The organism is Rhizobium sp. WYCCWR 11152 (assembly GCF_013087615.1).
In the GTDB taxonomy this organism is placed as follows: domain Bacteria; phylum Pseudomonadota; class Alphaproteobacteria; order Rhizobiales; family Rhizobiaceae; genus Rhizobium; species Rhizobium indicum.
This window is the reverse complement of record NZ_JABFCP010000010.1, coordinates 1-12,532: the sequence shown is the minus strand read 5'-3', so window position 1 is coordinate 12,532 and position 12,532 is coordinate 1. Positions and strand designations below refer to the sequence as shown.

Sequence of the window (12,532 nt, the reverse complement as noted above, 5' to 3'; positions counted from 1 at the left end):
CCTTGATTTCTATTGCCGACTTTGGGACCCGCCTCATGAAGACAATGCAGATCTATGCCTTCGACATGAACTGCGTCGGGCACATCAACCACGGTCTGTGGACGCATCCGCGCGACCGCTCAGCGCACTATACCGATCTCGACTACTGGACGGAGTTTGCCAAGACCGCGGAACGCGGCAAGCTGGACGGCATTTTCCTGGCCGACATCGTCGGTGTCTACGATGTCTACAGGGATAGCCCTTCGCCGGTGATTGAGACGGGCGCGCAGATCCCGGTCAATGATCCGATGATCCCGATTTCGGCGATGGCCTATGTGACGAAACATCTGGGTTTCGGCGTGACCGTCAACACCACCTATGAGCCACCCTTCCTGCTGGCGCGGCGGATGTCGACCCTCGACCACCTGACCAAGGGACGGATCGGCTGGAACATCGTCACCGGTTATCTCGACAGTGCGGCTCGCAGCATGGGTTTCGACAAGCTGCCGGAACATGATGCGCGTTACGACGCAGCCGAAGAATATCTCGAAATTCTCTACAAGCTCTGGGAAGGGAGCTGGGACGACGATGCGGTGGTGCGCGACAAGGCGGGCGGCGTCTATGCCGATCCCTCCAAAGTGCGCTCTGTCGGTTACGACGGCAAATATTACCGGATGGAAGGCATCCATCTCTCCGAGCCCTCGCCGCAGCGCACGCCCCTGCTCTTCCAGGCCGGCGCCTCGGCACGCGGGCAGGATTTCGCCGCACGCCACGCCGAATGCGTCTTCATTGCCGGGCCGAATCCCAAGGCGGCCAAGCCGACTGTCGATGCGCTGCGGGCGAAGGCGACGGAATTCGGCCGCGGCGCCGACGCATTGAAGATCCTCAGCCTGATCACCGTCGTCGTCGGGCGGACGGAGAAGGAAGCACGGGACAAGCTGGAGGACTATCGCCGCCATGCGAGCGTCGAGGCTTCGCTTGCGCATTACTCCGCTTCGACAGGCATCGACTTTTCGAAGTATGGATTGGACGACGTCATCGACCAGAGCTCGACCAACGCCAATCAATCGGCACTTGCGGCCATCACGAAACAGGCGCCAAAGCCAGTGACGCTGCGTGTCATCATCGACCAGATGGTGCTCGGCAGCCGGATGAGGCCGATAGTGGGTTCGCCGGAACAGATCGCCGATCATCTCGCGACATGGATAGAAGAGGGTGGCATCGACGGCTTCAATCTGGCGCGAACAGTGGCGCCGGAAAGCCTGCGCGATTTCGTCGACCTGGTGGTGCCGGTGCTGCAGGAGCGCGGCGTCTTCAAGGCGGACTATGCTGCAGGACCCTTGCGGCAGAAGCTTTTCGGCGGCGGGAACGGCAGGTTGCCCGCCGCTCACCCCGCCGCCCAGTTCCGGCGCTGACTTATCGGTGGTCCAGCCCGGCAACCAGCCGGTCGCCAAGCCACTGGATGCCGCAGACGAGCACGATGAGGACGGCCACCACCGCGATCATCACACTGGTTTCGAAACGCTGATAGCCGTAGCGGATGGCGAGATCGCCGAGGCCGCCGGCGCCGATCGCGCCCGCCATGGCCGAGGCGCCGATCAGCGTCACCAGCGTGACGGTGAAACCGGCGACGATGCCTGGCAGCGCTTCAGGCACCAGCACCTCGCGGATGATCGTCCAGCGATTGCCGCCCATGGCGCGCACGGCGTCGATCAGCCCGCGGTCGACCTCGCGCAGCGATACTTCGGCGATACGGGCGTAATAGGGCGTTGCGGCGATGGCGAGCGGCACGATGGCCGCCCAGGTGCCGAGCGCGGTGCCGACGATCAGCCGCGTCAGCGGGATCAGCGCTACCAGCAGGATGATGAAAGGCACTGAGCGAAAGCCGTTGATGACTGCGCCGAGCACGCGATTGATCCAGAGGTTTTCGGCGATGCCACCGCGCGCCGTCGCGACCAGTGCAAGGCCGAATGGCAGGCCGGCGACGAGCGAGATCAATCCCGAGGCGAGGGTCATCAGGATCGTCTCCCAAAGGGAGCGAATAAGCAGTTCAAGCATGATCGGTGTCATAACCAAGCACCTCCACCCGGGCGGACCGGGCCGTCAGGAATTTTTCGACCTTTCCGGCAAGCGCGGGGTCGCGTGCGGGAACGGCGATGAAGAACCGCGCCACCGGCTGGTTCTGGATATGGTCGATGCCGCCATGGACGAGGCGGAAGCAATGCGGCAATGCCGCCGAGAGTTCGGCAAACAGCGCGCCCTGCGCCTGCGGCCCGGCGAGATCGACGCTGAGAATGACCTCCCTGCCGGCCGTCGCCGACAGCCGACCGGCGATATGTTCAGGAAGCTGCGGGCGGATGCCGCCGAGCAGGCTCCCGGTGATATCAGCCTGCGGATTGGCGAAGACCGACCAGACCTGCCCTTCCTCGACGATCCGCCCGGCATCGATGACCGCGACGCGATCGGCAATGCCGCGGACCACTTCCATCTCGTGGGTGATGAGCAGAATGGTCAGTCCGAGCTTACGGTTTATGTCTTTCAGCAATGCCAGGATCGACCGGGTCGTTTCCGGATCGAGCGCCGATGTCGCCTCGTCGGACAACAGCAGTGCCGGGCGTGCCGCCAGCGCCCGGGCGATGCCGACGCGTTGTTTCTGGCCGCCGGACAGCGATGCGGGATAAGCCTTCGCCTTGTCTGCAAGGCCGACGAGTTCGAGCAGCTCATGCGCTCGTTTCAGGCGCTCGCCCTTTGCAAGACCCTCGATCTTCAGGGGCAGCGCGACGTTTTCCTCGACGGTTTTGGCAGAAAGCAGATTGAAATGCTGAAAGATCATGCCGATGCGGCGGCGCAGCGGCTGCAGGTCCTGTTCTGAAAGTCCGGTGATGTCTCGGCCTTCGATGAGGATCTCGCCGCTATCGGCGCGCTCCAGGCCGTTCAGGCAGCGGATCAGCGTCGATTTGCCGGCGCCGCTGCGGCCGATGATGCCAAGGATCTCGCCTCTCTTCACCGTCAGCGAAATGCCGTCGAGGGCTGCAGTGGTTCCGAACCGTCGCTTCACGTCGGTCAGTCTCACCACCTCTTCGGAAGCCGCCGCTTGAGACTGTGCCTCGATCGCCGTGGTGGAAACAAGGGAATTCATGTGGTTTTCCTTACAAATACTGAAGGCGGTCCGGGCAGAGAACGCCCGGACCGCCTCTCGGCAGGCCTTAACCCCAGCCCTGCCTCGGATCAATAGGCGCTGAGACCCGTTCCCTTATAGACCTTTTCGAACTCGGCCTTCACGGTGTCGTTCTGATAAGAAGAAACAAGCGTCTTGACCCATTCGGCATCCTTGTTGTCGTCCTTGACGGCGATGAAGTTGCGGTACGGATTGTCGGCGATCGGCTCTTGGGCAATGCGTTCGGCCGGCGAAAGACCGCTTTTCAACGCCCAGTCGGTGTTGACGATACCGGCATCCAGATCGTCGATCGAACGGCCGACGATGCCGGCGTCGAGTTCCTTGATCTCGATCTTCTTCGGATTGTCGGTGACGTCGGCGACGGTCGCGAGAATACCGGTGCCGTCCTTCAGTTTGATCAGGCCTTCATTCTGGAGAACGCGCAGCGCACGGCCTTCGTTCGAGGGATCGTTCGGCACGCCGATGACGGCACCTTCCGGGATCTCTGCGACGGACTTGTGTTTCTTGGTGTAAAGGCCGATCGGCCAGACCCCGGTATAACCGACGCGAACGATGTGATAGCCGTGCTGCTGGATCTGGTTGTCGAGATAGGGCTGGTGCTGGAAAGCGTTGGCATCGATTTCGCCGCGCTCCAGCGCTTCATTCGGCTGGGTGTAATCGTTGAAGATGACGGTCTCGATCTTGAGACCTTTCTTGCCCGCCTCGCTCGTGACGACACGCCACACATCCTCATCCTCGCCGGCCATGATGCCGACCTTGATCGACTTGTCCTCGGCAAAGGAAGGGTGGGGTGCTGCAAAGGCGAAGAGCGCGGCAGCGGAAACGACCACGGCGGCAAGAGCCGCGCGGCGCGAAAGGTGGAAGCCGTGAAGATTTTTGTTCTTGGTCATTGTATATCCCGTCTGACTGAATGAGGCCGAACGCCCCGAGCAGGCTGATCATGGCAAATGGGCGGATCGCGAGCGAAGCACGAATGTCTGATGTGGAGGGAGGGCCGGAAAAACTCTTGCCCTGCCATCGATATCGGCAGGATAAATTTCCATCAATTTTGTGGATTAATTGCGGCTCGTGAGCATGTTGCAAAAATGAAAACGGCGCCTCCGTGGCGCCGTTTCAAGCCTATCCCGACGCTCTTCACTCGGCAGCGATAAGTGCCTGACTCCGGCTGGGAAAGAAGGCCTCGAGCTCGCCGATGACTTCCCCGATCCGCTTGGAAAGTGGATCGGATGAGACGCGGTAATCGGTGAAGTCGCGGTCGGATGCATAAACCGCGGTCGGCAGCGTGTGAGACATGAAAAAACCGAAGAGCGGCCGGAGCTGGTGCTCGACCATCAGCGCATGGCGGTCACCGCCGCCGGTCGCAGTGATGATGATTGGCTTGGCGCGCAGCTCATGCGGGTCGATCAGGTCGATCAGATGCTTGAAGAGACCGGGATAGCTGCCCTTGTAGGTCGGCGCTCCGATGACCAGCACATCGGCATTGACGATGTCGTCGATGACTTCCCTGGCGCGACTGTCGAGATCGTCACGGCGCAGCGCCTGGCCAAGCGAGGGGCCGACATCGGTCAGATCGTAGATGGTGTTGTCGAAGCCGTATTTCTCACCGGCGAGACCGGCAACGTTTTCAACAAGTGCAAATGTCTTCGAGGGGCGGTTGAAGCTACCCGCAAGGCCGACCAATTTGTGAGCAGACATGCCATTTCCTTCCAATATCGTGCCGAGACCGACGTCATTATTGGGACGAATATTATCTATAAAAATAGTGGATTAAAGGAATGGTGATCCCTCTTCCCCATAGGAGGAGAAAAATACGTTCGGGCCTATGGGCGAAGGCGACGTGCGAAACTGCATGATGAACCGGGCCGGAGTGTCGGTGACATTCCGGCTCCATCGATTGTCCATAAGCGATGTCGCGTCAAACTGGTTTCTGCTTGGGAATACGCGGCAGGAAGACCGTGAGGAGACCGAGCAGCGGCAGGTAGGAGCAGATGCGGTAGACGAAATCGATGCCATGGGTGTCGGCGAAACTGCCGAGCAGGGCTGCACCAAGCCCCCCTGCCCCGAATGCGAAGCCGAAGAAGACCCCGGCAATCAGCCCGACGCGCCCGGGCACCAGTTCTTGCGCGAAGACGACGATTGCAGAGAAGGCCGAAGCGAAGATCAGGCCGATGACGACGCTGAGCACACCCGTCCAGAAGAGGTTGGCATAGGGAAGCAGGAGCGCGAAGGGAATGACGCCGAGGATCGAGAACCAGATGACGAAACGCGCGCCGAAGCGGTCACCGATCGGCCCGCCGAGGAAGGTGCCGACGGCGACCGAACCGAGGAACAGGAAGAGCATCAGCTGTGCCTGCTGCACGCTGAGGGCAAACTTGTCGATGACATAGAAGGTGAAGTAGCTCGATACGCTGGCCATGTAGACATTCTTCGTTGCCGTCAGCAGCACGAGGATGAGCAGCGCCCAGACGACCCTGTTCTGCGGCAGCGGCAGGGTCCGGCTTATTGCCGGCTTGCTGGCATTCTGGCGCCTGTGGCTGATGTACCAGTTGCCGACCCAGCTCAGCACGACCATGCCGACCATGGCGATGGCGGCGAACCATGAGACGCTGTGCTGACCGAGCGGCAGCACGATGAAGGCGGCAAGCAGCGGGCCGATCGCCTGGCCGGCATTGCCACCAACCTGGAAGAAGGATTGCGCGAAACCGTGGCGGCCGCCAGAGGCAAGACGGGCAACACGCGAAGATTCCGGGTGGAAGACCGCCGAGCCGAAGCCGATCAGGCTTGCGGCAACCAGCAGCAGGGTGAAACTGCCGGCATTGCCGAGCAGAATGAGGCCGCAAAAGGTACTCGCCATACCGACCGGCAGCGAATAGGGCATCGGCCAGCGGTCGGTGACGATGCCGACGAGCGGCTGCAGCAGCGAAGCCGTGACCTGGAAAGTCATAGTGAGGAGACCGATCTGCACGAAATCGAGATCGTAGTTCGCCTTGAACAGCGGATAAAGCGAGGCGAGCAGCGACTGCATGATGTCGTTCAGCATGTGGCAGAAGCTGACCGCCATGAGGATAGACATCGTCGTCTTTTCGAAACGAGGCGGGCTCTCGGCAACGGTTGCCATCAATACTTCTCCTGCACAGGCACGGCCGGTGCCATGCCACGTCGCTTTTGTTCGATGGATTTTCGGGCGATCGGGGCTGGGAAGACTCTCGTGCGACGGTCGCTGAACTGCATTTAGCGTAAGCCGGGACGCAATTACAGCCCAGTTTTATCCGTATTGGTACGGCTTTTGTTCGATTTGCGCTTCCGCCGAGTGATTTCTGCGTGATTTCACGTCTTTCCGGGCGAGGGCTTTCATATCACAGTCAGCAGCGATGATCACATATCCAGTGGGCTATGTGAAAACAACCATGGAAAAGCCATGCAGGGGATACTACAGCTGCACCGATTGAAAATGCGATCGAGGCTGAAAACACACGATGAATGTCAAGACAGCGAATGCGATAGACAGCTATGTCGGAGCGCGCATTAGATTGCGCCGGCAGTTGCTCGGGATGAGCCAGGAACGGCTTGCCGAGCAGATCGGCGTGACCTTTCAGCAGGTTCAGAAATACGAGAAGGGCATCAACCGCATCGGCGCGAGCCGGCTGCAGCGGATCGCCGAGGTGCTACACACGTCGCCGAGCTTCTTCTTCGAACAGGAGAATTCCGAGCCGTTGACGCTGCAAGGGCTGGATCTATCCGCGAATATGGACCCGGTCGCTGAATTCCTGCGAACGAAAGAGGGATTGGTGCTCAATCGCGCCTTTCTAAAGATCGCCGACAGCAATATCCGCGAAACGGTCATCGCGCTGGTGAAGGCGATGGCGCAGGCGGAAAGTCGAGGTCTGACATTGGGAGCCTCCGTAGCGGATATCACCCTTCCGCTCGGAGAATAGGCGGGTATCGCAGCGTTGCGCCTGGCGAGCCGACCGGCCAATCAATGGCATTTCCCGAAAGGGTCTGCTTGCGATTTGGCATTTGCCGGATCGCTATCTGAGGGACGGCGCCGAGCTGGGCGCTGAATTCTCCGCCTATCGCCTGGATCTTGCGCTGGGCGCTCTGCTGCAGGACCGCGACAGAAGCGCCGTGTCCCCTCCCCCAGGCAGATATCAGGACGGTTCTCTGCCACGGCGGCACTGAACAGCTACTGACTGTCCAGGTGCTTGCCCACTGCGGACCCATTGCGGACGTACTTCAAAGAGCCGTGCACGCTCGATATCTCGCTTCCGAAGTATCCGATCGGCTATGATGCCGGTTGTGCAGCCTTGCTCTTGCGATTCGGTCAGTGAATGCGCGATTGCCACGCTGGACAGCGGCACCGGGCGGCCTGTTCAAGCCTTTGAAAAAGATTGGACAACCTCGCGGTAGGGTCTTGTTAACCCTATTTGCCTTGCCACCCCTCCAGAATCGGCGCTAAATGCGGTTTCACAGCGCCCAGGGCTTTTAAATCGCATTTTCGAGATTTCCATGAATATGGCACCGCAGATAGAAAAAGCAATTTCTGATGTCGACCAGCTGATTATTGGCCAGGCGCAGGAACTGTCCGATAAGCTGAAGCAGCATCGGCTCGAGATGTTTCCGCCGCGTGCATTGAAGGGTTTGAGGGAATTTCAGCTTGCCGAGGCGGCGCGTTTCCTCGGTGTCACCAGCGGCTATCTTCGCAACCTGTCGCTGGAAGGCAAAGGCGCCCTTCCCCAGGTCACGCCGTCGGGCCGTCGATCCTATACGGCGGAGCAAATGGAAGAGATGCGCAGCTTCTTGGAGCACAATGCCCGCGCCGGAACGCATTATATGCGTCATCGCCGCGGCAACGAACATCTGCAGGTCGTTGCCGTCGTCAACTTCAAAGGTGGCAGCGGCAAGACGACGAGTGCAGCACACCTTGCCCAGCATCTTGCCTTGACGGGTCACCGTGTCCTTGCCGTCGACCTCGATCCGCAGGCCTCTCTCTCCGCCATCCACGGTTTTCAGCCGGAGTTCGACGTCGACGAAAATGAGACGCTCTACGCCGCCATTCGTTATGACGATCAGCGGCGTCCGCTGAGAGAGATCATCCGTCCGACGAATTTCCCGAACCTTCATCTGGTGCCGGGCAATCTCGAACTGATGGAATTCGAGCACGATACGCCGCGCGTCCTTGCTCAGGGCAAGGCGGGCGACTATGGACGCGTCTTCTTCGCGCGGCTGGACGAGGCGCTGTCCTCCGTCGCCGACGATTACGACGTCGTCATCATCGACTGCCCTCCCCAGCTCGGCTTTTTGACCATGAGCGCCATTTGCGGGGCAACGGCAGTTCTGATCACCGTACATCCTCAGATGCTCGACGTCATGTCGATGTGCCAATTCCTGCAGATGCTCGGCGAGGTGCTGAACACGCTGAAAGGTGCCGGCGGCAACATGAACCTCGACTGGTTGCGTTATCTCGTCACCCGCTACGATCCGCAGGACGGGCCGCAGACGCAAATGGTCGCCTTCATGCGTTCGATGTTCAAGAACCATGTGCTCACCAATCCGATGTTGCGCAGCGTCGCGATCTCCGATGCGGCGATGACCAATCAGACGCTTTACGAGGTCGAACGGAACCAGTTTACCCGCGCGACCTATGACCGCGCGATGGAGGCGATGGATTCCGTCAACACCGAGATCGCCGATCTCATCCACAAGGCTTGGGGGCGGAAATGACCGAGAAGTTTACTGCGGTAAACTGGGGCGAGGAGCTGGCTGATGGCGCGTAAGAATCTCCTCTCCGGCCTGATGGACGATTCCAAGAAGTTTACTGCGGTAAACAATGAGGACGAACCACTCCACAGGGACGAGAAGCAGCAGCTCACCTATAAGGGGATCGGCGCTCTCGGTGCCGTGACACGCAGTATCGATGCGCTGGCTGCCAAGGCCGATGCGGCCAAAGCGATCGAGGAGAAGCTGGCGACCGGTGAAACGGTGATTGATCTCGACCCTGCCCTGATCGAAGATTCTTTCGTGACCGACCGGCTGGCGCATACCGACGAACAGTTTCGCGAATTGGTCGAGGCGATCCGGTTGCGCGGTCAGGATTCGCCGATCCTCGTCCGGCCGCATCCTGAGAAGGACGGCCGATATCAGATCGCCTTCGGCCACCGTCGCGCCCGGGCCGCCAAGGAACTCGGCCGACCTGTCCGCGCCGTGGTCAAGAAACTCGACGATCGCGACCATGTCATTGCGCAGGGCCAGGAGAATTCGGCGCGCGCCGATCTCTCCTTCATCGAGAGGACGATGTTTGCCGACAAACTCGACACGTTGGGCTTCGACAGGGAAACGATCATGTCCGCGCTCAGCGCCGACAAGACGACGGTTTCCAAGATGCTGTCCGTTACCAAGCGGATTCCAGCCGAAATCCTGACCGCGATCGGTGCGGCCAAGACCACCGGCCGTGATCGGTGGCACGATCTGTCCGTGAAATTCGAGGCCGAAAACATCGCCGCACGAGCGATAGAGTTCACCAGATCGGCGGAATTCGAGGCGGTGGAGCCGGATGCCCGATTCGATATGCTGGTTGCCTTCATCAGCAGGAGGCAACAACAGGCCTCATCCATAGCGGCGCTTCAGCCCACCGCTCACGCCTGGCAGCGCAAGGACGGCGCGGTCAAGGCGAAGATCAAGGATGACGGGAAACAGTTCACCATCGCGTTGAAGGCGGAGAAGGCGGAGAAGGCGTCTGCCTTTGGAGCCTACATCGCCAGCAATCTGGATCGCCTCTACGAGGCGTTCGAGAAGACACAGGATTTGACCAAGAACGGAGATCAATAAGCAAAAGAAAAGGCCCCCGAACGTTGCCGTCGCGGAAGCCCTCTCTGATCTAGACACCCAGAGAATCACATTTCCGCGAATCATAGTCAAGAGTCTTTGGCACCGAATTTGGTGAGCTGCGATCTTTTGCCTTGAAGAAGGCGAAGAAAATGGAAAGCGGAAATGTGACGACGCCCTTCGGGCGGCGGCCGATGACGCTTGGCATGTTAGCAAGCCAGGCGGCTGCTCGAGAAATCGAGCCCGGCCAATCTATCGACAAGTGGAAACTCTATCGTGCCCTGTGCGAGGCCAAGCCGCTGCTCGGCATCACCGACCGGGCGCTCGCTATTCTGAACGCCTTGCTGAGCTTTTATCCCAAGGGGGAGCTCTCTGAGGAAAACGGGCTCGTGGTGTTCCCTTCCAATGCACAGCTCTCGCTGCGCGCACATGGGATGGCGGAGCAGACGATCCGTCGCCACCTGGCGAGCCTGATCGAGGCCGGGCTGCTGATCCGCAAGGACAGCCCGAACGGCAAGCGCTACGCCCGCAAGGAGCAGGGTGGGGAGATCCGCGAGGCATTCGGTTTTTCGCTGGCGCCGCTACTGGTGCGCGCTGAGGAGATCGAGCGGTTGGCGGCGGAGGTGGTTGCGGAACGGTTGCACCTGCAGCGGCTCAGAGAACGCCTGACGCTTTGCCGGCGCGATGTCGCCAAGCTCATCGAGATGGCATTGGAGGAGGGTGCCGCGGGCGATTGGAGCCGGATTCATCTGCATTTTCGCGATGTCGTCGAGCGGCTGCCACGGTCGCCTTCCGCCGAACAGGTCGCCGCCGCACTCGACGAATTGGAGCTGCTGCGTGAAGAAATCACCAATCAGTTGGAAATGCAGGTTAAAACTCAAAATCATAGCGGCAATGCCCAACATTATGAGCGGCACATACAGAATTCAAATCCACAATCCATTACTGAATTTGAACCAGCTTCCGAAATGAAGCAGGGCGCAATGGCGGACGATCGATCGGCGGGTCGGGCCGAACCGACAGTCCGAATACAGAAAGATGAAGAGGAGAACGGGCGTGTGCCGGCCACAAGTTCTGCCCCCGCTGCCAACGCCGCGCTCAAATCCTTCCCACTGGGGCTGGTGCTGCAGGCCTGCCCGGAAATCGCAGCCTATGGACCGCAGGGCTCGGTCGGCACGTGGCGCGAGCTGATGGCCGCGGCTGTGGTCGTTCGTTCGATGCTGGGCGTCAGCCCATCGGCCTATGAGCAGGCCTGCGACATCATGGGACCTGAAAATGCGGCCACCGTCATGGCCTGCGTCCTCGAAAGGGCAGGGCACATCACCTCCGCCGGCGGTTACCTGCGCGATCTGACACGGCGCGCCGAGAGAGGGGAATTCGCCATCGGACCGATGCTGATGGCCCTTGCCCGCACCAATTCGCCGATAAGTCGGAAGACAGGATGAAATTCGCTTCGTGGTCTTCCTGGCGCAAATTGTTATGGTTAACGAAGCGTGACGGAAACGAAGGCCAAGATAACTTCTGATTGGAAGCTTCTCACTGTCAGATCAGAGGGTTAGGAGTTTGACGAAAACCTGCGAGACGAAGGGGCACTCGCAAGTGGGTGGGCGACCACGTCGGTTGATGAAGAAAACACCACGTCCTGACAGTTGACGCGAAACGTTTTTTGACGATACGGCAAGGCGATAGCACAAATGGCGGATGATTGCCGGTGGAGCGGAAGAACTGCGGAGCATGGGTTTGAAACGGGCGGTGGACTTTTTCTTGGCTTTGATTGCGGCGGCGATCCTGCTCGTTCCAATCCTTGTCGTCGCTCTTTGTGTTCGCCTTACCTCGCCGGGACCGATCCTCTATTGGTCAAAACGTGTCGGCCGTTTCAATCAGATCTTCCTGATGCCGAAATTTCGCAGCATGCGCGTCGACACACCGACGGTTGCCACGCATCTGCTCGAAGATCCGGATCGCTTTCTGACACCGATCGGTACGTTTCTGCGCAAATCCAGCCTCGACGAACTGCCGCAGCTCTGGTGCATTCTCGAGGGGAAGATGAGTTTCGTCGGCCCGCGGCCGGCACTCTACAATCAATATGATCTGATAGAGTTGCGGACGGCCCATGGTGTCGACAAGCTCCTGCCCGGACTGACGGGATGGGCGCAGATCAATGGCCGGGACGAATTGCCGATTCCGGAGAAGGTAAAATTCGATGTCGAATATCTCGAACGCCGCTCGTTCGGCTTCGACATAAGCATCCTGTTTATGACGGCCGAGAAGGTCATCCGCCGCAAGGGAATAAGGCATTAAGCTACCTACTTCTGATAGATAAGCGGGGCGGGGGACCTTACTTTCCGATTATTTCAGTTGCGCTCGTTGCAGAAAATGACAAGAAGGTGGTTGTCTGATTGATCCGCGAGACGCTGGTAAGCAATGCCCGAAAATACCCCCACTGAGACGCCGCGCTCAGGATGGTTCTTAATGCCGATGCAAGCGCTCGTCGCCCCTCTGCTGGCGATGCCGCGGGTTGCCAAACGCGCTCTGGCATTGCTGCTGGATTCC

The 12,532-nt window shown here is 59.7% G+C and carries 12 protein-coding genes; 6 read left to right on the top strand and 6 right to left on the bottom strand.

The annotated features are described in order from the left end of the window. Positions 1–35 precede the first annotated feature (35 nt). Entirely contained in the window at positions 36–1,394 is a 1,359-nt protein-coding gene (locus tag G9X67_RS20265) for an LLM class flavin-dependent oxidoreductase (protein ID WP_138333952.1), read from the top strand. A gap of 1 nt (position 1,395) precedes the next feature. On the opposite strand, the gene G9X67_RS20260 is transcribed toward G9X67_RS20265, so the two are convergent. From G9X67_RS20260 to G9X67_RS20240, 5 genes are all read right to left on the bottom strand, one after another. Beyond that, entirely contained in the window at positions 1,396–2,049 is a 654-nt protein-coding gene (locus G9X67_RS20260; RefSeq protein ID WP_138333950.1) for a methionine ABC transporter permease, read from the bottom strand. Next, the gene (locus G9X67_RS20255; RefSeq protein ID WP_138333948.1) at positions 2,030–3,118 is read right to left on the bottom strand and encodes a methionine ABC transporter ATP-binding protein; all 1,089 of its coding nucleotides are present in this window, start codon (positions 3,116–3,118) and stop codon (positions 2,030–2,032) included. The genes G9X67_RS20260 and G9X67_RS20255 overlap by 20 nt, the downstream gene beginning before the upstream one ends. A gap of 89 nt (positions 3,119–3,207) precedes the next feature. Next, positions 3,208–4,047 (bottom strand): MetQ/NlpA family lipoprotein, encoded by an 840-nt coding sequence (locus tag G9X67_RS20250; protein WP_138333947.1) that lies wholly within the window; start codon positions 4,045–4,047, stop codon positions 3,208–3,210. 244 nt (positions 4,048–4,291) lie between these two features. After that, positions 4,292–4,852, bottom strand: coding sequence for an FMN reductase (gene msuE, locus G9X67_RS20245; RefSeq protein ID WP_138333945.1), 561 nt, complete (start codon positions 4,850–4,852; stop codon positions 4,292–4,294). A 220-nt stretch (positions 4,853–5,072) separates the two neighbouring features. Further along, positions 5,073–6,275 (bottom strand): MFS transporter, encoded by a 1,203-nt coding sequence (locus G9X67_RS20240; RefSeq protein WP_138333943.1) that lies wholly within the window; start codon positions 6,273–6,275, stop codon positions 5,073–5,075. 358 nt (positions 6,276–6,633) lie between these two features. On the opposite strand from G9X67_RS20240, the gene G9X67_RS20235 reads away from it, so the two are divergent. From G9X67_RS20235 to G9X67_RS20215, 5 genes are all read left to right on the top strand, one after another. After that, positions 6,634–7,092, top strand: coding sequence for a helix-turn-helix transcriptional regulator (locus G9X67_RS20235; RefSeq protein WP_062941828.1), 459 nt, complete (start codon positions 6,634–6,636; stop codon positions 7,090–7,092). Between the two features lie 571 nt (positions 7,093–7,663). Continuing rightward, positions 7,664–8,878 carry a plasmid partitioning protein RepA gene (gene repA / locus G9X67_RS20230; protein ID WP_062941826.1) on the top strand — a complete coding sequence of 405 codons (1,215 nt, stop codon included), beginning with the start codon at positions 7,664–7,666 and terminating at the stop codon, positions 8,876–8,878. A 42-nt stretch (positions 8,879–8,920) separates the two neighbouring features. After that, on the top strand, positions 8,921–9,982 hold the full coding sequence (gene repB, locus G9X67_RS20225) for a plasmid partitioning protein RepB (protein WP_138333941.1): 1,062 nt from the start codon (positions 8,921–8,923) through the stop codon (positions 9,980–9,982). Between the two features lie 149 nt (positions 9,983–10,131). Next, positions 10,132–11,424 carry a plasmid replication protein RepC gene (gene repC, locus G9X67_RS20220; protein ID WP_171599509.1) on the top strand — a complete coding sequence of 431 codons (1,293 nt, stop codon included), beginning with the start codon at positions 10,132–10,134 and terminating at the stop codon, positions 11,422–11,424. Positions 11,425–11,713: 289 nt separating this feature from the next. Further along, positions 11,714–12,280: a sugar transferase gene (locus G9X67_RS20215; RefSeq protein ID WP_138333937.1), complete on the top strand. Its 567-nt coding sequence runs from the start codon at positions 11,714–11,716 to the stop codon at positions 12,278–12,280. A gap of 53 nt (positions 12,281–12,333) precedes the next feature. Here G9X67_RS20215 and G9X67_RS34750 read toward each other — a convergent pair. Next, positions 12,334–12,532, bottom strand: a 199-nt coding sequence (locus G9X67_RS34750; RefSeq protein ID WP_210258946.1) for a hypothetical protein, incomplete at its 5' end; no start/stop codon positions are given.